Origin of the sequence: Rhizobium sp. Root482 (assembly GCF_001426565.1) — a bacterium.
Lineage (GTDB): Bacteria > Pseudomonadota > Alphaproteobacteria > Rhizobiales > Rhizobiaceae > Pararhizobium.
Genome location: NZ_LMFA01000012.1, coordinates 165,923 through 188,935 on the forward strand (window position 1 = coordinate 165,923; position 23,013 = coordinate 188,935).

Below are 23,013 nucleotides of genomic sequence, written 5' to 3' on the forward strand. Positions count from 1 at the left end.
ACGGCGACTGGAGTAAAATGAGAGACATATCTCCGGCAGAGAACTGGCTGATGATCACGCTTGGCATGGCACTGAGCGGCGTTCTCTACAGCGTCCTCATGTATCCTGGGGATTCCGTGCTGATCGGCGCCGTCTATGCCATCTTCATGGGCGTCCCGCTGATCGCGTTCGAACGCAGGGTGCTGTTCCGCTCGCTCTACCGGCGCATCGAGAGACTGCCGACGCTCGCCTATATCGCCTGCGCCCTGATCATCTACGAGATCATGATGAGCGCCGGATTTGCGCTGGCCGGCATTTTGATGCGCCTGCTTGGATGGATGGAACCCAGCCCGTTGCGCGGGATCATGGTCATGCCGTTCGAGGTCTTCCTCTATGCGCTCGCCGTCTGCGCGCTGATCATCTTCATCCTTCGAGTGCGCGACCTGCTGGGACGCGACGTTTTTACCAGCATGCTGATCAGCCGCTATCGCAAACCCGTGCGCGAAGAACGGGTCTTCCTGTTCATCGACCTCGCCGATTCGACGCCTTTTGCAGAAAAGCACGGCGATCTTCATGCCCAGCAGCTTTTGAAGGCGCTGTTTGCGACCTTCGCGGAGCCGGTGCGGCGCTACAAGGGCGCGATCGACGATTATATCGGCGACGCCGCGATCATCACCTGGCCGATGAAAAGAGGCATCAAGGACGCCCGCTGTATCCGCTGCATCTTCGAAATCCTCGACCAGATCGAGGAAGACGCGGAGATCTGGCGCAAGAAATTCGGCCAGGTTCCGCGCCTGCGGGCCGCCCTTCACGGCGGCTTCATCATCACCGCCGAGATCGGCGTCGACCATCACAAGATCGCCTATTTCGGCGATACGGTGAACACCACGGCGCGCCTGGAATCGCTCTGCCGGACACTGAAGCAGCCGGTGCTGATTTCGGCCGACCTCGCCGAGCGCATCGCCCTGCCCGACACATTCGCCATGGATGATCTCGGCATGCATGCTGTCAAGGGACGAGGGCAGACGATCGGCGTCATGGCGCTGCGATCACGGGGGCAGATCGTGCCGGCTGAAACACTCGACCTGCGCATCCCGGCCGAATGAGGCATCCCGTATCGGCATGGAGGTGACCGCGCGGGACAGCCCGGTTACCCCCCAAACCGGAAGGCGATGCGCTTGCCTGTGAGCTTGGCGAGCTGCTGCAGGCGGCTGTCGAGCCGTTCGCCTTCGAATTCGGCATAGGCAGCGGGAACGAGGAATTCGAGGTCGAGATCGGGCGCCGTTGATCGGCGGATATCGAGATTGCGGATAATGCCGGGCATCGATGCCGAAAACAGATAGACGACGCGCAGAAGGCCGCCGAGCAGCTTGGCCAGTTCCAACATGCGCGGCGTGGTGATGGCGGCCAGCGGACCGGTCGCTCCATCGTCGTTCAGGCCTTCGAAACGGTAGTAATTGGCGAGCGCGATATAGGCACGGCCGGCATGGGTGATGCCGGAAAAAGTGCTGTGGGCGATGATGTTGAGCGCCTGCAGGCCACGGTAATCGGGGTGGGCGCGCCAGCTGATATCGGCAAGCAGGCAGGCCGCCTGCCGGTAGCGGCTCTCCTCCCCGGTCTCTTCAATGCCGAAATGCGACATCACCCGGCCCGTCCATTCGGCCAGTTCACGCGCATGTTCAGGCGAGCGGGCCCGCAATATGGCAAGCTCGCGGGCCGCCGTCAGCAGCGGGTCATGGGCGCGCACCGCCGCCGTCAACAGTGAAAACAGGTAGCCTTCACGCACGCCGAGCGCCGAAAACGAGATGCGCGCCGGGCGCATCTGGGCGATCGCCTCCTGCAGGGCGATGGCGCCGAACGGCATCAGGCCGCGCCGGCTTTTGGAAATGGTGGCATAGGCAGGGGCCTTCGGATCCTTCGGCTCGATCACCTCCGGCAGGAAGGCCATGGCCTCCTCGAAGGAGATTTCATAGCCCTGCATCATGTGCAGCGGATAATTGCGCGTCTCCATATGCAGCTTGGCGATCGCACGCCAGGTGCCGCCGACGGCATAGAAGGTGCGTCCGCCCGCATCGCGCAGCACCTGCGCGTCCTTCAGGTAGCGGCGCACATGGCTGCGCGCCTTGACGATCGATCCGCCGGCATGTTCGGAAAGCCGGATGCCGCCGAGCGGCAGGGTGATACCCTTGCCGATGCGGGTGCCCGCCAGATCGACAAGCTCGAGCGAACCGCCGCCGAAATCGCCGACGACGCCATCTGGACCATGATAACCACTGACGATGCCGAGCGCCGAAAAATAGGCCTCTTCCTCGCCGGTCAGCACCCGGATCTTCTGGCCGAGGATGATTTCGGCGCGGCGGATGAAATCGGGGCCGTTGGAGGCATCACGGGCGGCGGCCGTTGCCAGGACGAAAACGGTGGAGGCGCGCGCTTGGGTGGACAGCGCCCTGAAACGGTGAAGCGCCTTCAGCGCCCGCTCGACGCTTTCCCCGTCCATTTTCCCGGTCGCGTCGATGCCCTTGCCGAGCCCGCACATGACCTTTTCGTTGAACAGGATGGCCGGCGAGCGGCTCAGCCCCTCATAGATCACCAGACGGATGGAGTTCGACCCGATATCCACGACGGAGACCGGGGCTATTCCAGGCAAACGCCCCTGGGCTTCGGATTCAACCATGCAATTCCAGTTATCTTCTGCGGCGGCTGTTCCAGCCGGCAATTGCTTTCGGCGTGCTGGATTTCAGGGCCTCGCCCCGCCCGGACAGGCTGGGATTGGTCATGAAATAGACCTGCGCGTTGAACGGCTCGGAATCCTTGGCGACCGACATGCGCCGCGACGTTCCATCCTCGAGGATCTCGTAGCTCTGCTGGTTATCGATGAGATTGGCCAGCATGATCTGCGACAAGACCTGTTCATGCACGGTCCGGTTGATGAGAGGCACGAGAGTCTCCACCCGCCGATCCAGGTTGCGCGGCATCATGTCCGCGGACCCGATATAGACGAGCGCGTGTTCGGAGGGAAGACCATGTCCATTGCCGAAACAGAAGATACGCGAATGTTCGAGGAAGCGGCCGACGATCGACTTGACTCGGATATTGTCCGACAGGCCGGCCACCTGCGGACGCAGGCAGCAAATGCCACGCACCACCAGGTCTATCTCGACGCCGGCCCGGCTGGCGCGATAGAGCGCATCGATGATTTCGGGATCGACAAGTGAATTCATCTTCATCCAGATCGCGGCGGGCCGCCCGGCTTCGGCATGGGCGATTTCCTCGGCGATATGCTGGAGGATGCGCGGACGCAGCGTGTGCGGCGAAATCGCCAGCTTCATGCCAATCTCGGGCTCGCCGTAACCGGTGATGAAGTTGAAGATATTGGCCATGTCATTGGCAATCTTCGGATTGCAGGTGAAGAAGGACAGGTCGGTATAGATCTTGGCGGTGACCGGGTGGTAATTACCGGTGCCGAGATGGCAATAGGTCCGAAGCTTGCCCTCCTCGCGGCGCACCACCATCGACATCTTGGCATGCGTCTTCAACTCGATGAAGCCGAATACCACCTGCACGCCAGCCCGCTCAAGATCGCGCGCCCAGCGGATATTGGCTTCCTCGTCGAACCGCGCCTTGAGCTCGACCAGCGCCGTCACCGATTTTCCGGCCTCCGCCGCATCGATGAGGGCACGGACGATCGGGCTGTCGTTTGAGGTCCGGTAGAGCGTCTGCTTTATCGCCAGCACGTCAGGATCGCGCGCAGCCTGGAGCAGAAACTGCACCACCACGTCGAAACTCTCATAGGGATGGTGGACGACCATGTCCTTTTCGCGGATGGCGGCGAGGCAGTCTCCGGCATGTTCGCGGACGCGTTCGGGAAATCGCGCATTGTACGGCTCGAAGCGCAGATCGTCGCGCGGCGCCTTGGTGATTTCGGACAAGGTGTTGAGCGCCAGAAGGCCGGGCAGAACCGCAACGCGGTTTTCCGGCACGTTAAGCTCGGAAATGACGAAGCTGCGCAGTTCCAGCGGCATTTCCGAATCGATCTCGATACGGATCACCGAGCCGCGCCGGCGGCGCTTCAGCGCCGTCTCATAGAAGCGCACCAGGTCTTCGGCCTCTTCCTCGACCTCGATATCGCTGTCACGGATGATGCGGAACGTGCCCGTTCCCTTGACCTCGTAGCCCGGAAAGAGCCGTTCGATGAACAGGCTGACGGCATCCTCCAGGGTGATATAGCGGATCACCGAGCGTGCATCCGGCAGCCGGATGAAACGATCGAGCGCCACCGGCAGGCGGAGCAGCGCCGTCATCGGCTCGCGCCCGCTCTTGCTCACCAGTTGCAGGCCCATGGTGAAGCCGAGATTGGGGATGAAAGGGAATGGGTGGGCGGGGTCTATCGACAGCGGCGTCAATACAGGGAAGATCGCCTGTTCGAACTCGTTTTCCAGCCAGCCGCGATCCTCCGCCGAGAGGGACAGCGGCCGCACGATCAGAATATCTTCCTTGGCCAGATATTGCTGCAGCACGGCGAGCGAAGCCTGCTGCTCCATCTGCAGATTATCGATTTCCTTCAATATGTCTTCCAGCTGCTCGACCGGCGTCTTGCCGTCCGGGCTGCGGATAAGCACGCCCTGGCGCACCTGCCCTTCCAGCCCGGCAACGCGGACCATGAAGAACTCGTCGAGATTGGCCGCCGAGATCGACAGGAAGCGAACGCGCTCGAGCAGCGGATGGGCGGTGTTGAGCGTTTCCTCGAGAACGCGACGATTGAACTGCAGCCAGGAGAATTCTCGGTTGATGAAGCGCTGCGGGCTTGTCAGCAGATCGATATCATCGCCGCCCGGTTCGCTTGCATTCGTCGCAGTTGTCACGATGTCCATTGTCCCCGCCCGCATCCTGTGCTTTTGCCCAAGCAGCTAGCCCAGTTTGACGACGGAACTGTGACAGTCAATCACCTTCGATGGTCTTTCCAAGGCTGTTGAGCACTTCCAGCGCCAGCGCGCGGTTGATGCGGGTGCCGCGCGCCAGTGCCAGCCGATCCAGCCGCTCGACGATGGTCTGGGCGGCTTCCAGCGAACGCTCCATGCGCGCCACGATATAGAAGATCAGCCGGTCGTCGACGGCAAGCTGGCGATCGGCAAAGAGCTTGACCAGGACCTGGGCCAGAAGTTCGTCGTCCGGCTCGCCGATCTCGACGACCGTCGCCGCCTTCAGCCGCGAACGCAGGTCGGCCAGCTCGGCCGGCCAGGACATCGGCCAGAGCCGACTGGTGATCAGGAGGCTGGTGCCGTTTTCGCGCACGCTGTTGATGACGTGAAACAGCGCCCGGTCGTCAAATCCGCGGCGGTCGGCATCCTCGAACAGGACGGGGCCTTTTGCGGCCGTCTCGGCGGCGTCGCTGCCGGCTTGCGGGTGAATGGCGGTGGCCCCGCTGTTTTCCCGCCAGATGGCCGCGAGATGCGATTTTCCCGATCCGACCGGCCCGGCAAGGATGACCACCGGCGATGGCCAGCGCGGCCAACTGTCGATGATCGAGACCGCCGCCTTCAGCCGTTCGGAGACGAGCAGGTCGTCGCGTCCGGTCTGCGGTTCATGCCCGAAGACGAGCGGCAACTGTTCGAACTTGCGCACCATGATCCTTATCCCGGAAGCTTGTCGTCCGGCCGCTTGTGCTCCGGCTCGATCGTCAGGATATGCGGGTGGCCATGATAGAGGGTGCTGTCGAGATAACGCTGGATACCGAAGCGAACGAGGACGCCGATGGCCGCGGCGCACGGTACTGCCACCAGCAATCCGACGAAGCCGAAGAGCGCGCCGAAGGCAAGAAGCGCGAACATCAGCCAGACCGGATGAAGCCCGACGCTTTTGCCGACGAGTCGCGGCTGAAGAATATTGCCTTCGATGAACTGGCCGACGAAGAAGATCGCAGCGATCATGCCGATATGCAGATAATCCGGCCAGAACTGGACAAGCGCCACGCCGACCGCAAGCACCAGGCCGACCATGGAGCCGACATAGGGAATGAAGCTGATCAAGCCGGCAAAGAGCCCGATCAACAGGCCGAAATTGAGCCCGGCGAAGGACAGGGAGATGCCGTAGAAGAGGCCAAGGATAATGCACAGCGACCCCTGCCCGCGCACGAAGCCGGCTATCGTCGCATCCATGTCGCGGGCGATCTGGCGGACGGTCGCCACGTGGTCGCGCGGCACCCAGCCATCGACCTTGTCGATCATCCGATCCCAATCGAGCAGAAGGTAGAAGGCGACCACCGGCGTGACGACGAAGAGCGAGATGATATCGAGCAGCGCCATGCCCGAATTCCACAATTGCTGGAACAGCGTGCCGAGAAATCCGGCCCCCTGTTCGAGCAGTTTGGCGGAATTCTGCTTGATCGTATCCATCTGCCCGGTGATCCAGCCGGGCAGCCAGCCAACCTGACGGCTGGTCAGGAAGTCCTGAAGGCTGGAGATATAGCTTGGCATCTTCTGGATGAAGTCGGCGGCCTGGGTGAAGACGATCGGGATGATGACCACGAGCGACAGGGCAAAGACGACGATGAAGCTGACCAGGATGACGATCGTTGCCATCAGCCGGCTCAGACCCAGCCTTTGCAACCGGTCGGCCACCGGATCGAGGAAATAGGCAAGCGCCATGCCGGCGATGAACGGCAGGAGAATATTGCTGAACATCGTGAGGAAGGCGATGAAGACGCAGAGGAAAAGCAGCCAGAAAATAACCTGGCGCTGCAATCTGCCGCTGTTCAATGTGTTGACCATGCCGCTGTTCCGATGCCTCGCGCCTCAAGCGGCATCGCGCCGCTTCAGAGGTGGAGATAGGATGTGGCACGGACAATGGTCAAGCCTATGGCAAAAAACCACCGGCAGAATGGGGCAAAACGGTGAAAAAGCGGCTGTTTCGCCGGCAATCGGCTTGCGCTTGCCGCACCGCCATGCCAATCGCAATCGCAAAATGACGAGCCAGTGGAGAGCAAGCCATGAGCGAGATGGACAAGAACGGCCTGACCTATAGCGATGCCGGCGTGGACATCGACGCCGGAAACCTGCTGGTGGAGAAGATCAAGCCGCATGTGCGCTCGACCCGGCGCCCTGGCGCCGATGGCGAGATCGGCGGTTTTGGCGGATTGTTCGACCTGAAGGCGGCCGGTTTCAACGACCCGGTTCTGGTGGCCGCCAATGACGGCGTCGGCACCAAGCTGAAAATCGCCATCGACGCCGACAAGCACGATACGGTCGGCATCGACCTTGTGGCCATGTGCGTCAACGATCTCGTCGTGCAGGGCGCCGAGCCTCTGTTCTTCCTCGACTACTTCGCCACCGGCAAGCTCGATCCCGACCAGGGTGCTTCCATCGTCGGCGGGATCGCCGCCGGTTGCCGTCAGGCAGGCTGCGCGCTGATCGGCGGCGAGACCGCCGAAATGCCGGGCATGTATGCGGGCGGCGACTACGACCTCGCCGGCTTTGCCGTCGGCGCCGCCGAACGCGGCCAGTTGCTGCCGGCAGGCGATATTTCCGAGGGCGATGTGATCCTTGGGCTTGCCTCCTCCGGCGTGCATTCGAACGGCTATTCGCTGGTGCGCAAGATCGTCTCGCTTTCCGGCCTTGCCTGGGATGCGCCGGCGCCCTTTTCTCAAGATGCAGGCTCCGCCACCCTGGCCGACGTGCTGATGACGCCGACGCGCATCTATGTGAAGCCGCTGTTGAAGGCGATCCGCGAAACCGGAAAGATCAAGGCGCTTGCCCATATCACCGGCGGCGGCTTTCCCGAAAACATCCCGCGTGTACTGCCGAAGCATCTGGCCGCCGAGATCGACCTTGCTGCGATCAAGCCGCCGGCGGTCTTCTCCTGGCTTGCCAGGACCGGCGGTGTCGCGACCACTGAGATGCTGCGCACCTTCAATTGCGGCGTCGGCATGATCGCGGTCGTTTCGACGGAAGACGCGGACAAGGTCACCTCCGTGCTGAAGGCCGAGGGCGAGACCGTGTTTGCCCTGGGGCGGATGGTGGCCCGGACGGAAGGCGCCGCCGGCACGATCTACAAGGGCACGCTCGCCCTATGACGGACGACACGAAGACGGCCCGCAAAAGGGTCGTGGTGTTCATTTCCGGCGGCGGGTCCAACATGCTGGCCCTGGCCAAGGCTGCGTCTGAGCCGGGCTTTCCGGCCGAGATCATCGCCGTCATTGCCGACAAGGCGGATGCGGGCGGGCTTGAAAAGGCTGCAGCACTCGGCATCCCCACCTTTTCCTTCGTCCGCAGGGACTATTCGAGCAAGGAAGCCCATGAAGCGGCGATCCTTTCAGCGCTCGAAAGCCTTTCACCCGACATTCTCTGCCTTGCCGGCTATATGCGGCTCCTGAGCGGCCATTTCATCAAGGCTTATGAAGGCCGGATCATCAATATCCACCCTTCCCTGCTACCGCTGTTTCCGGGTCTTCACACCCACCAGCGCGCCATCGACGCCGGTATGGCAGAGGCAGGCTGCACTGTGCATTTCGTCACGGAAGGCATGGATGAAGGCCCGGTCATCCTGCAGGCCAAGGTGCCGGTGATGGCCGGCGATGGCTGGGAGACGCTGGCCGCGCGGGTGCTGGTCGAGGAACATCGCACCTATCCCCAGGCGCTGCGGCTCGTTGCCGAGGGCAAGGTGCGGATGGTCGATGGGCGGGCGGTGCATGCGGACTTGTCTATTTAAGGGCTCCAGCGTCTCACCACTGCAACCGGCGAGCTGGTCAACCTGTTGACCAGGTTTTGGTTCGTGCCATTCTGCAGAAAAGCTCAGGTCGCTCCTGCAGAAATGGAGGCACGAATAACAATAGAAGTAAAAGTTGCGGAGGCAGAGACGCATCTTTCCAACTTCTCTCCAAGGTGGAGGCGGGAGAAGATGTCGTTATTTCCCGGGGGAACGAGCCCATAGCCCGCCTCGTGCGCATTGATGACCGTAGCGAGCGGATTGCCGCAATCGAGGCGCTCAGAGCGGAACGCAAACGACAAGAAGCTTAATGAGGCAGCTCGGGCCGTCGGGCTACCGGCTTTTGGCTGAGACGCTGAGGCTTGCCCCCAGCTTTTCTCTGTTCAGCATCGCCCATTGCAACAGCAGGATTGTCTTGCCATCGCAGATCTCGCCGCTGTCGATCATGGCCATCGCATCCGCGAGAGGGATCTCCAGCACTTCGATATCCTCGTCCTCATGGTCAGCGCCGCCGCCGGCTTCGGCGCGCACCGTCACATCGATGATCGCCGCGAAGAAATGGATGATCTCCGTGACCGAACCGGGCGACATGTAAGCTTTGAACAGCGGCCGCACCTCGGTCACCCGATAGCCGGTCTCCTCCATCACCTCGCGCCTTATCGCCTCGGCCGGATCATCGCCGTCGAGCAGGCCGGCGGGCGTTTCGAGCAGCCAGCCGGAATGTCCATTGACATGGGCGGGCATGCGGAACTGCCGCACAAGGACGGTACTTTCCCGGCGGGGATCGTAAAGCAGGATGGTGGCGCCATTGCCGCGGTCGTAGGCCTCGCGCTTCAGCGTTTTCGCGATGCCGTTGGAGCCGGTGTAGCTGTAAGTGATGTTGCGCAGGTGGTACCAGTTTTTCGAAAGCGTCTCGTCTTTCAGAATTTCGATCTTCGCATCGCGGAACTTCGTCATTCGGCTCTTCAGTCCTTGCGCAGCCATACATGATTGTCGTGGAAGGCGGCGCCGCCATAGGGAGCGGCGGCATCGGCGCCTGTGAGCACGTTGATGCCTTCGCCATCGAGATGGGCGCCGTTCGGCCAGATACCCTCGGCGATCACCACGCCGCGCCGGACGCCGCCGCCGAGTTTTGCATGAAGGCGGATTTCGCCGCGTTCGTTGCCGAGCCGGACCAGGTCGCCATCGGCGATCCCCAGTGCCAAGGCGTCCTCGGCATGGATCATGACATCGGGCCGGACCTCCTTTTGCAGAGACGACGGCGTTTCGGAGAAGGTCGAATTCAGAAAGGACCGTGCCGGCGAGGTCGACAGCCGGAACGGATGTATTTCATCCGCCACCTCGATCAGGTCGACATGATCCGGGAATTCCGGCAGTCGCGTGTAAGGGCCAAGCGGCCCCAGCGCCTCCGGCGGCCGGTTCGGCGCCGGCGTTCCCGTCCAGTCCGCCTTGAAGCGGAACTTTCCGTCGGGATGACCGAAACCGCCGATGAAATGCGCGGTGTCGAAATCCGGCTGGATATCCAGCCATTTGTCGCGCTTCAAGCCTTCGAAGTCCGTGCCGTGAGGGCCAAGAATCCTGTCGATATGCTGGCGCTCGCTAAGGCCGAAGCCAGGCTTGTCGCCGACGCCGAGGCGCTTGGCCAGTTCCTCGATGACGAAGAGATTGCTGCGCACCGTCGGTGGCGGCTCGACGACCTTGGGACCGAGCAGGATATGCTGATGGCCGCCGCCGCGATAGAGATCGTCATGCTCGAGGAACATGGTGGCAGGCAGGACGATATCGGCAAGCCTGGCCGTATCGGTCATGAAATGCTCGTGCACGGCGACAAACAGATCGTCGCGCAGGAAACCGCGCTTCACCAGCCGCTGCTCGGGCGCGACATTGGCGGGATTGGTGTTCTGGATGAGCATGGCCGTCACCGGCCCGCGCTGCCGCAGCGCCTCGGCATCGCCTGTGAGGACGCGGCCGATCTGCGACTGGTCGAGCATGCGGATATCGGGATCGACCATGGCCGAGCCCATCAGTTCGCGCTTGTCGAACCGGAAAATATCGTTGTTGGAGTGGAAGGCGCCGCCGCCCTCGTGCTTCCACGAACCGAGCACGGTGGGAACCGAGGCTGCGGCATGGATCGCCACGGCGCCGTTTCGCTGGCGTGTGAAACCATAGCCGAGGCGGAAAAAAGTCTTTGGCGTCGTGCCGACCAGCCGGCCGAAGGCTTCGATCTCCTCCACCGGCAGGCCGGTGATGGCGGATGCCCATTGCGGCGTGCGCGTCTTCAAATGGTCTTCGAGACCGGCCGGATCGTCGGCATAGTCGGCCAGATAGGCCCGGTCGGCATAGCCGTCGCGAAAGGCGATATGCATGACGGCGCAGGCAAGGGCCGCGTCGGTGCCGGGCTTCAGCACCAGCCCCATATCGGCCTGCTTGATCGTCGGATTGTCGTAGATATCGATGACGACGATCTTCGCCCCACGCTCCTTTCGGGCCTTCACGGCATGGGTCATGACATTGACCTGCGTCGAGACGGCATTGGTGCCCCAGATGACGACGCAATCGGACTTGGCCATTTCGCGCGGATCGGGGCCGCGCAGCGAACCCGTCGCCATCGACATGCCCGTCCAGGCGAGATTGGTGCAGATCGAGCCGAAAAAGCCGGAATAGCGCTTGGCATGGCGCAGGCGCTCGATCGAATCGCGCTGCACCTGCCCCATCGTGCCGGCATAGAAATAGGGCCAGACGGCTTCCGAGCCATGCGCCTGCTCGGCGCGCACGAAGGCGCCGGCAACTTCGTCGAGCGCGTCCTCCCAGGAAAGCTCCTGCCAGTTGCCCTCCCCCTTGGCGCCACGCCGCCTGAGCGGCATCATCAGGCGTTCGGGATGATAGATGCGCTCGGAGTAACGGGCCACCTTGGCGCAGATGACGCCGGCCGTGTAGCTGTTGTCGGCGGAGCCGCGCACCCGGCCGATGCGGCCTTCCGGGGTGACATCGACCTCCAGCGCGCAGGCAGACGGACAGTCATGCGGGCAGACGGCATGGGCGGTGGTTTTTTCACGGGAGATGGGGGTCGCAAGGTTCATGGCTTTTCTATATGGCATCGCCATGGGGTCTCAAAGTCCCAAGGCCGCACATTTCCAGATTTCATCGGACGATAAGGGACGCGAATGAATTACCGTCACATCTACCATGCGGGCAATTTCGCCGATGTCCTGAAACATGCGGTGCTTGCCCGGCTGATCGTCCACATGGCCCGCAAGGACAAGGCGTTCCGGGTCCTCGATACCCATGCCGGCATCGGCCTCTACGATCTTTCCAGCGAAGAGGCGCAGAAGACCGGCGAATGGCGCGACGGCATCGGCCGCATTCTTGATGCCGATATTCCGGCGAGAGCAAAGGCCATCCTGGAACCCTATCTGGGAGCGGTGCGCGATCTCAATCCGGGGCGTGAGCCGGACGGCGCAGTGACCCTTTATCCCGGTTCGCCGAAACTCACCCGCATGCTGATGCGGCCGCAGGACCGACTGTCGGCGATGGAACTGCATCCCGACGACTACGAGACGCTGCACCGCCTGTTCGACGGCGATTTCCAGAGCCGGATCACCGAGCTCGACGGCTGGCTGGCGCTCGGCGCCCATCTGCCGCCGAAGGAAAAGCGCGGCATCGTGCTGGTCGATCCGCCGTTCGAGATCGCAGGCGAATACGAGCGGCTGGCGGAGGGACTGGCCAAGGCCTGGCGGCGGTTCTCCGGCGGCACCTTCTGCCTCTGGTATCCGCTGAAACAGGGCGCGCCGATCGAGGCTTTCCATCAGGCGCTGAAGGATCTGAATATCCCGAAAATGCTCTGCGCCGAGCTTGTGGTGCGCAGCGACCGCGACACGACGGGGCTCTCGGGCTCCGGCCTGATCGTCGTCAATCCGCCTTTCACGCTGAAGGACGAGCTTGATATCCTCCTGCCTTTCCTGAAGGACCGCCTCAAGCAGGATCGCCACGCTCACGCCCGCGCCTTCTGGCTGCGCGGCGAAGAGATGCGCGAGCGCGATTGACCGAGGGTTGACGCTTCGGACTTGACGCTTCGGCCCTGGGCGACGCAAATTCCATCCATGTTTTGCAAGAGAACGATGTCCGCATCCGCGCCGGTTTTTCGAGCCGTGATCCTCCTGGCGCTGGCGCTTCCGGCCCTGGTCGGCTGCAATGGCGAAAACGAGAACACGCCGCCACCCAAAGAGACGCCAGTTTCGATCACCCCGATTGCCGGAAGCACGCCGATTGCCGGCAACCCGACTGCGAATGCGCGCAAAAAGGCCCCGTCCCTGCCGCGCGGCAGCGGATTCGATTTCTATGTGCTGTCGCTTTCCTGGTCGCCGAGCTGGTGCCTGGAAAACGATCCGGGCGGGCGCACGATGCAATGTTCAGCCGAGAAGGACCACGGCTTTATCGTCCACGGGTTCTGGCCGCAGAACGAACAGGGCTATCCGGAATTCTGCCGGACACGCCATCCCGACCGGGTGCCGGATGCACTGGGGCGAAGCCTGTTCGACATCATGCCTTCGATGGGGCTGATCGGTCATGAATGGCGCAAGCACGGGACCTGCTCCGGGCTTGGCCAGAAGGAGTATTTCGCCCTCTTGCGCGCCGCGCGCGAAAAGCTGGCGATCCCGCCGGCGCTTCGGTCGGTGAAGGCAGAGCGGCGCACCAGCCCGCAGGAGATCGAGGCACAGCTGACCGACGCCAATCCGGGCCTGGGTTCCGACGGTCTGGCCGTCACCTGCGATGCCGGGCGGATCGACGAGGTCCGCATCTGCTTCGAGAAAGATCTGAGCTTTCGCGCCTGCCGCGAGATCGACCGCGCCGGCTGCCGCTTGCGCAATCCCACACTGCCCGCCACTCCCTGACACCACAATGAGAGAACGCCGATGAAGATTTTCTACGCCCCTGCCTCCCCCTATTCCAACAAGGTGCGCATGGCCGCGCATTATGCCGGCCTTGCCTGCGAAGGCGTGCTGACGGATTCCAATGCCAATCCGCCGGACCTCGCCGCCAACAATCCGCTCGGGAAAATCCCGACCCTCGTTACCGACGACGGAAAGGCCGTGTTCGACAGCCGCTCGATCATGCATTTCATCGACCGCGAGACCAAGGGCAAGCTTTATCCGCGCAATGCCGAAAAGCGCACGGAGGTGGAGATTCTGGAAGCGCTCTGCGACGGCATTTGCGATTGCCTCCTGGCGATCGTCTATGAAAAGCGCTTCCATCCGCCGGAAAAAATCCACCAGCCGTGGATCGACAGGCAGTGGGAAAAGGTCGAACGCGGCCTCGATCATCTCAATGGCCATCTGCCGAAGACGGGGGCAAAACTGCATGCCGGCCATTTCGCGCTTGCCGCCATGCTGCGCTATGTCGAATTGCGGTTTTCCGGTACCTGGCAGAAAGGCCGCCCGAAACTGAAGAACTGGCCGCAGAAATTCGAAAAATTCTTCCCCGACCACGAGACGTTCAAGCAGTAGCAGGGCGATCCCGCGGGCGGACACGGACACCTGTCAGCGGTGAGCGCTCCGAAACACTCCACTGAACGCAAAAAAGGCCGGATCGCTCCGGCCTTTTTCTCATGCATGGCGATGGATCAGAACTTGACGCCCATACCGACGCGCACGCTGTGCTCATCATAGCCTGAGGAAACGCTGCCGCCCGGCAGGCTGAAGTCCTTCGAGCCGTAGTCGGAATAGCGGTATTCGACGCGCGCCGTGACATTGTCGGTCACGAAGGCTTCGGCACCGGCACCGGCGGTCCAGCCGAGCAGGGTCTTGGTGTCAGAGCCACCACTACGTGCGGCCTTGACGTTGGAAGCAGCCACACCGGCCGTACCGTAGACGAGGACCGGGTTCAGATCGACGCCGACGCGAGCACGGACCGAGCCGTTGGCGCGCTGGCTCATTCCGACCGTCCCATTGCTGCTGTCATTGTCGCCGTAATTGATATCGGCTTCCGCGCCGTAGACGATCTGGCCGCTCTGCATGTTGTAGCCACCGTAGAGACCGCCGCCGGCACCCGAAGCCGCACGATCGCCGTTTCCGTCGAACTCGCCCCGGGCCCAGTTGGCGGTACCACCGACATAGGCGCCCGACCAGTTCTTGACGGCCGGTTCGACATATTCAGCAGCAGGTGCTGTCGGAACTTCGTCGATCGCATCGGCAGCCTGGACTGCGGAAAAGGTGATGAGGGACACGGCCGATGCCATGAGGGTGGTGATGAGAATACGCATTAAAGTCTCCTTTCGAACCAGATGCTCCGGGATCAATCGCGATCCTGGTGGATACATCGGGCAAATTGCAATGAACCCCGCCCGGTTGAGGAGAAATTGGCGGTCAAATGCGGATTCACAAGAGCTAAAATGTGAAATTTTGGTGGCAGGAGGGTGGCTGAAATTCGATGTTGCTTTGTAGCCACAGGCGAATTGTTAACCATCTTGGATGGATTAACCGAATCTATACTTCGAACATCGAAAACAATTCAATTCGCGCTGTGGGCTTTAATTTTTCCGAAAGGAATTGGTGAGGCGGTTTCGCAATGACCGGGCGCCTCCTATATCCTTGCGGAATGCAAGACCACGAATCGCAGAGCGGAAATTGCCCTTGAGAAACCCCTTGAAAACAGCGCTGGTAACCGGCGGCGCCCGGCGGATCGGCAAGGCGATCGTCGAGGATCTAGCCGCCCACGGCTTCGCCATCGCCATTCATGCCAATGGCGCGATGACAGAGGCACAGGCGCTTGCCGACGATATCCGTTCCAAAGGCGGCAGAGCAGTTGCCGTTGCCGCCGACCTCACGGATATGGATGCGGTCTCGGGCCTGATGGACAAGGCCGTCGCAGGGCTCGGCCCCATTGGGCTGCTGGTCAACAATGCCTCCTTGTTCAAGAAGGACAGCCTGGAGGCGTTCGACGAAAAGATCTGGGACGATCACTTCGCGCTGCATGTCAAGGCGCCTTCGCTGCTTGCCCGGTCTTTCGCCGCGCAGCTGCCGCCCGAGCATTCCGGCCTGATCGTCAATATCATCGACCAGCGCGTCTGGGCTCCAAATCCAAGATTTTATTCCTATATGTTATCGAAGTCGGCGCTGCTAACGGCGACCCGTACCATGGCGCAGGCCTTGGCGCCGGCGATCCGCGTCAATGGCATCGGCCCTGGCCCTACCCTGCCGAACGAGCGGCAGAACATCGAGGATTTCGAGAAGCAGGTCGGTGCCGTGCTCCTGAAGACGGGTCCGCAGCTTGGCGAATTCGGCCAAACGATCCGTTTCCTGTTCGAAACGCCATCGATGACCGGGCAGATGATCGCGCTCGACGGCGGCCAGCATCTTGCCTGGGAAACGCCGGATATTTTGGAGATTGTGGAATGAGCGGGCGCGTGCCCACCGATGGCGGCATCCTCTACGACGGAAATGCCGGCGATGACGAAGACGACCTGCCCGACGCCGCCGACAGCGGTGCGCCGGCGCCTATTCTCGACTGGGCCGAGACCAGCGCCATTCCCGACGGGCTGCGCGGCGCCGAACTGATCCAGGCCTTCGTCAAGCGCCTGCCCAACAGCCCCGGCGTCTACCGCATGTTCAACGAGGCCGGCGACGTGCTCTATGTCGGCAAGGCGCGCAACCTCAAGAAGCGTGTCAGCAATTACGCGCAGGGCCGCGTCCATTCCAACCGTCTGACCAAGATGGTGCGCGAAACCGCAAACATGGAATTCGTCACGACGCGCACCGAGATCGAGGCGCTGCTGCTCGAGGCCAATCTGATCAAGCGGCTGCGGCCGCGCTTCAACGTGCTTCTGCGCGACGACAAGTCCTTTCCCTATATCCTGGTGACCGGCGAGACGCGGGCGCCGGCACTCTACAAGCACCGGGGCGCGCGCAGTCGCAAGGGCGATTATTTCGGGCCTTTTGCCTCGGCAGGCGCAGTTGGCCGCACGATCAATTCGCTGCAGCGCGCATTCCTTTTGCGCACCTGCACCGACAGCGTCTTCGAAAGCCGCACCCGCCCTTGCCTGCTCCACCAGATCAAGCGCTGCGCGGCCCCCTGCACGCATGAGATCAGCGACGCCGACTATGCCGAACTGGTGCGCGAGGCGAAGGATTTTCTGTCCGGCAAGAGCCAGGCGGTGAAGGCGACGATCGCCTCGGCCATGAGCGAGGCCTCGGAAAATCTCGATTTCGAACGGGCAGCACTCTACCGAGACCGACTGGCGGCGCTGTCGCATGTGCAGAGCCACCAGGGCATTAATCCCTCCGGCGTCGAGGAGGCCGATGTCTTTGCTATCCATCACGAGGGCGGCGTCTCCTGCATCCAGGTGTTCTTCTTCCGCACCGGACAGAACTGGGGCAACCGCGCCTATTTCCCCAAGGCAGACCCGACCCTGACCTCCGCCGAGGTTCTCAGCGCTTTCCTCGCGCAGTTCTACGACGACAAGCCCTGCCCCCGGCAGATCCTCCTGTGCGAGACGGTCGAGGAACAGGCGCTGCTTTCCGAGGCGCTCAGCGAGAAATCCGGCTACAAGGTCGCAATCCTTGTTCCGCAGCGCGGCGAGAAGAAGGATCTGGTCGATCACGCCGTCGCCAATGCCCGCGAGGCGCATGGACGCAAGCTGGCCGAGACCGCATCGCAATCGCGCCTGCTCGAGGGTTTCGCCACCACCTTCAAGCTGGAGCGCGTGCCCCGGCGCATCGAAATCTACGATAATTCCCACATCATGGGCACCAATGCGGTCGGCGGCATGGTGGTGGCGGGGCCGGAAGGCTTCGTCAAAAGCCAGTACCGCAAATTCAACATCAAATCGACGGACATCACCCCCGGCGACGATTTCGGCATGATGAAGGAGGTAATGACGCGCCGCTTCTCCCGCCTGTTGAAGGAAGAGGGCAAGCCCGATCGCAGCGTCGAGATCGGCGAGGATGCGGGCTTCCCGACCTGGCCCGACGTCATTCTTATCGACGGCGGCCAAGGACAGATGACGGCGGTGCGGGCGATCCTGCGCGAACTCGACATCGAGGACTGCGTGACCGCCATCGGCGTTGCCAAGGGCGTTGACCGCGAGGCAGGCCGCGAGCGCTTCTTTCCGCCGGGCGCCCCTCCGGCAGGACGCGACGGCTTTACCCTGCCGCCACGCGATCCGGTGCTCTATTTCATCCAGCGCATGCGCGACGAGGCACATCGTTTCGCCATCGGCTCGCACCGGGCGCGGCGCAAGAAGGAGATGGTCCGCAACCCGCTCGACGAGATCGGCGGCATCGGACCGACGCGCAAGCGCGCGCTCCTCCATCATTTCGGCACCGCCAAGGCCGTTTCACGGGCCGGCCTTACCGATCTCGTCGCGGTCGAGGGCATTTCCGAGGCGGTGGCGCGGATGATCTACGATCACTTCCATGAGGACGGCGCGAAATGACATGCCGATGACCGTTCAGCCGGCGTTCAGACGAATTCAGCCATGATCGCCGAATAAGCTTTGCATTGTCCTTTCAAGGCCGATACCGTCGTCTCATCCCGGAACGAACAAATGACCGATGCAGCCACGCCCATGTCCAGACCATCCCTCGTCTACTCCATCCCCAACCTGTTGACCTATGGCCGGATTCTGGCTGTTCCGCTGATCGTGCTGTGCTTCTTTCTCGAAGGCGACCTGCGGAGTTCAGAGTTTGCCCGCTGGACGGCGGTCGGCATCTTCGTCGTCGCGTCGCTGACGGATTTTCTCGACGGCTATCTGGCGCGCATCTGGAACCAGACATCCAATATCGGCCGCATGCTCGACCCGATCGCGGACAAGCTTCTGGTGGCCACCGCGCTGCTTTTGATGGCGGCCGATACGGAAAAGACGATTGCCGGATGGTCACTCTGGGCAGCGATCATCATCCTTTGCCGCGAAATTCTCGTCTCAGGCCTGCGCGAATATCTGGCCGCGCTCAAGGTGAGCGTGCCGGTGACGCGGATCGCCAAGTGGAAGACGACGATACAGATGGTCGCCATCGCCTTCCTTCTGGCAGGTCCGGCCGGCGACAAGATCATTCCCTACGTCACGGAGACAGGCATTGTGCTGCTCTGGGTCGCGGCGGCGTTGACGATGTATACCGGCTACGATTATTTCCGCGCCGGCTTGAAACATATGATCGACTGATGGCCCATATCCGGCTCGTCTATTTCGCCTGGGTGCGTGAACGGATCGGTAAGGACGAGGACATTCTCGACCTGCCGGACAGCGTCGTTACCGCCGGCGATCTCCTGGCGCATCTGAAGACGCTCGGCGAGGATTATGCAGCGGCGCTGGAACACGAGAACGTCATCCGCGTCGCCATCAACCAGGAGCATGTCGATCATCGCGAGCCGATCTCCGGCGCCCGCGAGATCGCCCTGTTCCCGCCGATGACCGGGGGCTGAGCCGTGACCGGCAGCCTGGTGACGGTGCGCGTCCAGCCGGAGGATTTCGATCTTGCCGCCGAGGTACAAGCGCTGTCGGCCGGCCGCCGCGATATCGGCGCGGTGGTCAGCTTCATCGGCCTTTGCCGTGACGAAGCCGGCACGCTCGATGCGCTCGAGCTTGAGCATTATCCCGGCATGGCGCAGGCCGAAATCTCCCGCATAAGCGAAGAGGCAGCCACCCGTTTCGGGCTCTCGGCAGTCTGCGCTATCCATCGCCATGGAAAGATCGTGCCGGGCGAGAATATCGTGCTCGTCCTTACCGCCTCGCCGCACCGGCAGGCCGCTTTCGACGGCGCCAATTTCATCATGGATTTCCTGAAAACCTCCGCCCCCTTCTGGAAGAAGGAACACCGGACGGACGGCAGCCAGGGCCATTGGGTCAGCGCCAAGGATGCCGACGACACGGCGCGGGAGCGCTGGTCGAAGGGCTGAGGGCGGACCGGGTTCAGGGCTGGAACTGCTCGCGGCGCGTCAGGACCAGCACCAGGATCAGGAACGAGAAGATCGCGAAATCCCGCCAGAGCATCGGGCCATAGGCGCTCCAGAGCGTTTCGCCAAGCCCCATGGCCGCCGCCCCCGCGGCCGCCAGCAGCGGACCGATCTGGCCGCCGATCGCGGCGATGAACAGCACCTTGACACCGAAGACGAGGCCGGCACCGAAATCCATGGTGCCGTAATAGGCGGTGGCGAGAATGCCACAGAGGGCGGCGAGAAGCGCGGAAAGCCCGTAGGCGGCGACGAAGATACGGCCGCCATCGATGCCACAGAGGGCTGCCGCTTCGGCATCCTGCGACACCGCCCGCCAGGACCGGCCCCAGGCGGACCGCATCAGGAAAACCTGACCGGCTCCGATGACAAACAGCATAATCACCGTGTTGGCGAGCTGGATCACCGTCAGCGTTACCGGAAAGCGCGGGTCGGACCACAGCACCAGCGGGGCGTTGAGGAAGGGCGGCAGCCAGAGACTGCGAGTATCCGCGGCGATGCGCGACAGTTCCATCAGCATCAGCGCCAGGCCAAGCGAGGCGACCACGACGGTATTTTCCGACAGGACCGACAGCCTGCGCATGACCGACCGGCCGATGAGAAGGCCGGTGCCGAGCGTATAGACGAGCGCGGCAGCGGCGCCGGCCGCCAGGGCAGCGGGCATGACCAGCCAGAGCTTGTTCCAGGCGAAATCGGCAAACAGCAGGAAGATTTGGCCGGAGAAGGCAAAGAGCGCGCCATAGGTGAGATCGGCCCGGCGGGTGACGGCAAAGCCGATCGAATAACCGAAGGCGAGCAGCGCATAGAGCGCCGCGATCGGCAGCGCGCTGGCGAGTTGCTGGAGAAAATAGGCCATGGCAAATCCGGATGATGACAAATGCATTATAACTGGTAAAATGTGATTAGCCAGTTAGTATTTGCAGCTAGGATTTCCGATGACCTTCGCCTGGACCCCGCATCGTTTTTCCGGTGGCGCGCTGGCGCTCGACATCGCCAATTCGATCGTGATGCGTTTCGACGAGGAGCGCCGGATCGACCGTTACGCCGATCCGGCAGCGCTGGACGGCTTTGCCGCTGCGGCGCGCGAATTTTCCGCCGAACGGCATTTGTTCGGGGAACTCGAGCCGGTTTCGCCGGCTGACCGCCCGGCCTTTTTCACCCTCAGGGACGCCGTCGACCGGCATTTCAGGGCCGTGGTGCTGGGACGCGCCTCCGGCGCCCTCTTGGCCGACCTGCTCGATGCCATCTCGACGATCACCCGGCGGCATGCCTTGTCGGCGCAATCCACGCCACTCGATGCGGCGGCGGCCCGCTCGGCGCTTTCGCTCGCGACCCTTTCCGAGCCGGAGCGCCTGAAAATCTGCCCCAACTGCAAATGGCTTTTCCTCGATCGCAGCCGCAACCGGAGCCGCAACTGGTGCGACATGGCGGTCTGCGGCAATCGCGTCAAGGCAAGCCGCCACTATCAGCGCCAGAGAAAGGAACCAGCGCCGTGAGCTTGACCCGCCTGATTGTCACGCCCCGCCTGGCCGTCGTGACCAGCCTGCTTGCCGCCCTTCTCGGGCTTGCCGCCTGCCAGCGCGAGACCGGCCCGGATCCGCTCGAACTGACCGGCAAGATGTTCGTCTTCAACTACCGCCTCGCCTATGCCACCTACCTGATCACGCTGACCAAGACCGAGCCGGTGCCGGACGGCAGCATCGTGATGGCGACATTCGAGAACCCCGCAGGCGGGGCGCCTCTCGTGCTTGAGCGCAAGCTGTTCCAACAACTCGACAAGGTGGTGCTCGAAAGCCCTGATATCACCTGCGTCAGGAAGGAACGTCCCTATCGGGTGACGATCGACGTCAAGGGGCCGGACGGTTCGGTCCTGCAAACACTGGAAACATCGGTCACCTCCGATCTCGACCAGGATATCCTCCCGGCCAAGGCCCTCATCGTCGGCCCCGCCTATGACAAGAACCCGGAGGTCTTCAAGGACGGCAAGACGCCCGAACATTTCGAAACGGCGAAGTGCGGGACAGAGAACGGCTGAAACGTTAAAAGCCGGAGCGTTTCCGCTCCGGCTTTCAAGATATCTTTTCAATGCCTTCGGGCAGGAACCCGAGAGACTGATTCAGCCGACGATTTCGGTATCGGAGAACCAGTAGCGGATTTCCTCGGCGGCGGTTTCCGGGGCGTCCGAACCGTGTACCGAATTTTCGCCGATCGACAGGGCATGCGTCTTGCGGATCGTGCCTTCGTCGGCATTGGCCGGATTGGTGGCGCCCATGATCTCACGGTTCTTCAGGATGGCATTTTCGCCTTCGAGAACCTGGACGATGGTCGGGCCGGAGGTCATGCCTTCGACCAGTTCGCCGAAGAAGGGGCGTTCCTTGTGAACGGCGTAGAAGCCTTCAGCCTGACGGGTGCTCATCCAGACGCGCTTGGAAGCGACGACGCGCAGACCGGCATCTTCGAGCATCTTGGTGATGGCGCCCGTCAGGTTGCGCTTGGTCGCGTCCGGCTTGATCATCGAAAAGGTGCGTTCAATCGCCATTGTCTCAATCCCTTGGTGTTCGTGGTCCGTGAATTTGGCGGTTCAATAACCGTCAACGCCAAGCAAAACAAGGGGGAGCCGCGAAGTTTCACGCCGCCGTCACGGTCCGTCCGAGCCCGTCATGGAGATCAAGACAGCGTTCGAACCAGTCGGTGACCGAGTCGCCGGCTACAAGAATCGCCTTCGGCGAGGTGATGCGCGCCCATTGCAGCGCCCCGAAGACGATGTAATCGGCAAAGAGCGGGCTGTCGCCGCCAATGAAATTCTGCTTCTTGAGCATGGCGCGCAGCGGCTCCAGCCTGGCCGGGAAGGCCTGGAGTTCCGCCGCGCCGATATCGAGCACCGCCTCGAGCGTCGTGCCGAAGCGCGCCTCGCGGGAAGCCCGGTAATAGGCCTGATCGACGGGTTCAAGGCAATCGTGGATGTCCATCAGGATGATGCGGATCAGGGCGGCTTGCAGCACCGTCTGCGTCCAGCTTTCGATGAAGCGCGCCGTCGCCTTGCCGCCCTCGCCGCCAAACAGCGACGGGCGATCGGGGTAGGTTTCCTCCAGATGAAGCGCGATGGCAAAGCTGTCGGGGATCAGCCGGTCGCCGTCGCGCAGCAGTGGCACGGTCTTCGTTGCCGCGTTCTCGATCACCGGGATCTGCGTGAAGCCCACCGGCTCAAGCTGATAATCGAGCCCCTTATGAGCAAGCGACAGGGCGGTCTTCCAGGCATGCGGCGAGAAATGGCGGGTCTTGTCGGCGCCGCTCAGCGTATAGAGTATGCGGGTCATGTCTTCTCCTGCTTTGCCCTTCCTGGCGCGCCATTGAACCCGGCTACCGGCAACAATCAAATCAGAAAATTTC

23 protein-coding genes are annotated in these 23,013 nt (G+C 62.3%); 13 read left to right on the plus strand and 10 right to left on the minus strand.

Features of this window, described 5'->3' with window-relative positions; all coding sequences use genetic code 11:
• The first annotated feature begins 17 nt into the window (after nt 1–17).
• Entirely contained in the window at nt 18–1,085 is a 1,068-nt protein-coding gene (locus tag ASD31_RS08820) for an adenylate/guanylate cyclase domain-containing protein (protein WP_056331975.1), read from the plus strand.
• A 44-nt stretch (nt 1,086–1,129) separates the two neighbouring features.
• Here ASD31_RS08820 and ppx read toward each other — a convergent pair whose 3' ends face one another.
• The 4 genes from ppx to ASD31_RS08840 form a co-directional block, all read right to left on the minus strand.
• Nucleotides 1,130–2,653, minus strand: a complete 1,524-nt coding sequence (gene ppx / locus ASD31_RS08825; protein ID WP_056331976.1) for an exopolyphosphatase — start codon at nt 2,651–2,653, stop codon at nt 1,130–1,132.
• 10 nt (nt 2,654–2,663) lie between these two features.
• Entirely contained in the window at nt 2,664–4,850 is a 2,187-nt protein-coding gene (locus ASD31_RS08830; RefSeq protein ID WP_056331978.1) for an RNA degradosome polyphosphate kinase, read from the minus strand.
• A gap of 67 nt (nt 4,851–4,917) precedes the next feature.
• A complete protein-coding gene (gene hdaA / locus ASD31_RS08835; protein WP_056331980.1) occupies nt 4,918–5,604 on the minus strand; it encodes a DnaA regulatory inactivator HdaA in 687 nt (228 codons plus the stop codon).
• A gap of 5 nt (nt 5,605–5,609) precedes the next feature.
• Nucleotides 5,610–6,746, minus strand: a complete 1,137-nt coding sequence (locus tag ASD31_RS08840; RefSeq protein WP_056331982.1) for an AI-2E family transporter — start codon at nt 6,744–6,746, stop codon at nt 5,610–5,612.
• Nucleotides 6,747–6,964: 218 nt separating this feature from the next.
• Between ASD31_RS08840 and purM the strand changes: the two genes are divergently transcribed.
• Together purM and purN are read left to right on the plus strand one after the other, a co-directional pair.
• Nucleotides 6,965–8,047, plus strand: coding sequence for a phosphoribosylformylglycinamidine cyclo-ligase (gene purM, locus ASD31_RS08845; protein WP_056331984.1), 1,083 nt, complete (start codon nt 6,965–6,967; stop codon nt 8,045–8,047).
• The gene (purN, locus tag ASD31_RS08850) at nt 8,044–8,682 is read left to right on the plus strand and encodes a phosphoribosylglycinamide formyltransferase (RefSeq protein ID WP_056331986.1); all 639 of its coding nucleotides are present in this window, start codon (nt 8,044–8,046) and stop codon (nt 8,680–8,682) included. Before purM ends, purN begins: the two co-directional genes overlap by 4 nt.
• Before the next feature lie 330 nt (nt 8,683–9,012).
• Here purN and ASD31_RS08855 read toward each other — a convergent pair whose 3' ends face one another.
• Nucleotides 9,013–9,636, minus strand: coding sequence for an NUDIX domain-containing protein (locus tag ASD31_RS08855; protein ID WP_056331988.1), 624 nt, complete (start codon nt 9,634–9,636; stop codon nt 9,013–9,015).
• An 8-nt stretch (nt 9,637–9,644) separates the two neighbouring features.
• A complete protein-coding gene (locus tag ASD31_RS08860) occupies nt 9,645–11,777 on the minus strand; it encodes a molybdopterin-dependent oxidoreductase (RefSeq protein WP_056333119.1) in 2,133 nt (710 codons plus the stop codon).
• A gap of 66 nt (nt 11,778–11,843) precedes the next feature.
• On the opposite strand from ASD31_RS08860, the gene ASD31_RS08865 reads away from it, so the two are divergent.
• From ASD31_RS08865 to ASD31_RS08875, 3 genes are all read left to right on the plus strand, one after another.
• Complete coding sequence (locus ASD31_RS08865) at nt 11,844–12,722, plus strand: 23S rRNA (adenine(2030)-N(6))-methyltransferase RlmJ (RefSeq protein ID WP_056331990.1); 879 nt, start codon at nt 11,844–11,846, stop codon at nt 12,720–12,722.
• Between the two features lie 75 nt (nt 12,723–12,797).
• A complete protein-coding gene (locus ASD31_RS08870) occupies nt 12,798–13,571 on the plus strand; it encodes a ribonuclease T2 family protein (protein WP_082520488.1) in 774 nt (257 codons plus the stop codon).
• 21 nt (nt 13,572–13,592) lie between these two features.
• The gene (locus tag ASD31_RS08875) at nt 13,593–14,183 is read left to right on the plus strand and encodes a glutathione S-transferase (protein WP_056331993.1); all 591 of its coding nucleotides are present in this window, start codon (nt 13,593–13,595) and stop codon (nt 14,181–14,183) included.
• Nucleotides 14,184–14,299: 116 nt separating this feature from the next.
• Here the strand turns inward: ASD31_RS08875 and ASD31_RS08880 are convergent, their stop codons facing one another.
• Entirely contained in the window at nt 14,300–14,938 is a 639-nt protein-coding gene (locus ASD31_RS08880) for an outer membrane protein (RefSeq protein ID WP_056331995.1), read from the minus strand.
• Nucleotides 14,939–15,320: 382 nt separating this feature from the next.
• Here ASD31_RS08880 and ASD31_RS08885 point away from each other — a divergent pair, with 382 nt between their 5' ends.
• The 5 genes from ASD31_RS08885 (at nt 15,321) to ASD31_RS08905 (ending at nt 19,569) form a co-directional block, all read left to right on the plus strand.
• Nucleotides 15,321–16,073: an SDR family oxidoreductase gene (locus ASD31_RS08885; RefSeq protein ID WP_413813805.1), complete on the plus strand. Its 753-nt coding sequence runs from the start codon at nt 15,321–15,323 to the stop codon at nt 16,071–16,073.
• Nucleotides 16,070–18,109, plus strand: coding sequence for an excinuclease ABC subunit UvrC (gene uvrC, locus ASD31_RS08890; protein WP_056331999.1), 2,040 nt, complete (start codon nt 16,070–16,072; stop codon nt 18,107–18,109). The genes ASD31_RS08885 and uvrC overlap by 4 nt, the downstream gene beginning before the upstream one ends.
• A gap of 111 nt (nt 18,110–18,220) precedes the next feature.
• Complete coding sequence (gene pgsA / locus ASD31_RS08895; protein ID WP_056332001.1) at nt 18,221–18,835, plus strand: CDP-diacylglycerol--glycerol-3-phosphate 3-phosphatidyltransferase; 615 nt, start codon at nt 18,221–18,223, stop codon at nt 18,833–18,835.
• Complete coding sequence (moaD, locus tag ASD31_RS08900; RefSeq protein WP_056332003.1) at nt 18,835–19,095, plus strand: molybdopterin converting factor subunit 1; 261 nt, start codon at nt 18,835–18,837, stop codon at nt 19,093–19,095. Before pgsA ends, moaD begins: the two co-directional genes overlap by 1 nt.
• Nucleotides 19,096–19,098: 3 nt before the next feature.
• Nucleotides 19,099–19,569 carry a molybdenum cofactor biosynthesis protein MoaE gene (locus tag ASD31_RS08905; RefSeq protein ID WP_056332005.1) on the plus strand — a complete coding sequence of 157 codons (471 nt, stop codon included), beginning with the start codon at nt 19,099–19,101 and terminating at the stop codon, nt 19,567–19,569.
• A 13-nt stretch (nt 19,570–19,582) separates the two neighbouring features.
• Here ASD31_RS08905 and ASD31_RS08910 read toward each other — a convergent pair whose 3' ends face one another.
• Nucleotides 19,583–20,479 (minus strand): branched-chain amino acid ABC transporter permease, encoded by an 897-nt coding sequence (locus ASD31_RS08910; protein WP_056332007.1) that lies wholly within the window; start codon nt 20,477–20,479, stop codon nt 19,583–19,585.
• A gap of 79 nt (nt 20,480–20,558) precedes the next feature.
• On the opposite strand from ASD31_RS08910, the gene ASD31_RS08915 reads away from it, so the two are divergent.
• Nucleotides 20,559–21,119: a CGNR zinc finger domain-containing protein gene (locus ASD31_RS08915; protein ID WP_056332009.1), complete on the plus strand. Its 561-nt coding sequence runs from the start codon at nt 20,559–20,561 to the stop codon at nt 21,117–21,119.
• Between the two features lie 2 nt (nt 21,120–21,121).
• On the plus strand, nt 21,122–21,658 hold the full coding sequence (locus tag ASD31_RS08920; protein ID WP_413813809.1) for a hypothetical protein: 537 nt from the start codon (nt 21,122–21,124) through the stop codon (nt 21,656–21,658).
• An 81-nt stretch (nt 21,659–21,739) separates the two neighbouring features.
• On the opposite strand, the gene ndk is transcribed toward ASD31_RS08920, so the two are convergent.
• Nucleotides 21,740–22,162 carry a nucleoside-diphosphate kinase gene (gene ndk, locus ASD31_RS08925; protein ID WP_056332011.1) on the minus strand — a complete coding sequence of 141 codons (423 nt, stop codon included), beginning with the start codon at nt 22,160–22,162 and terminating at the stop codon, nt 21,740–21,742.
• Nucleotides 22,163–22,250: 88 nt separating this feature from the next.
• A complete protein-coding gene (locus ASD31_RS08930; RefSeq protein WP_056332013.1) occupies nt 22,251–22,940 on the minus strand; it encodes a glutathione S-transferase family protein in 690 nt (229 codons plus the stop codon).
• Between the last annotated feature and the right edge of the window lie 73 nt (nt 22,941–23,013).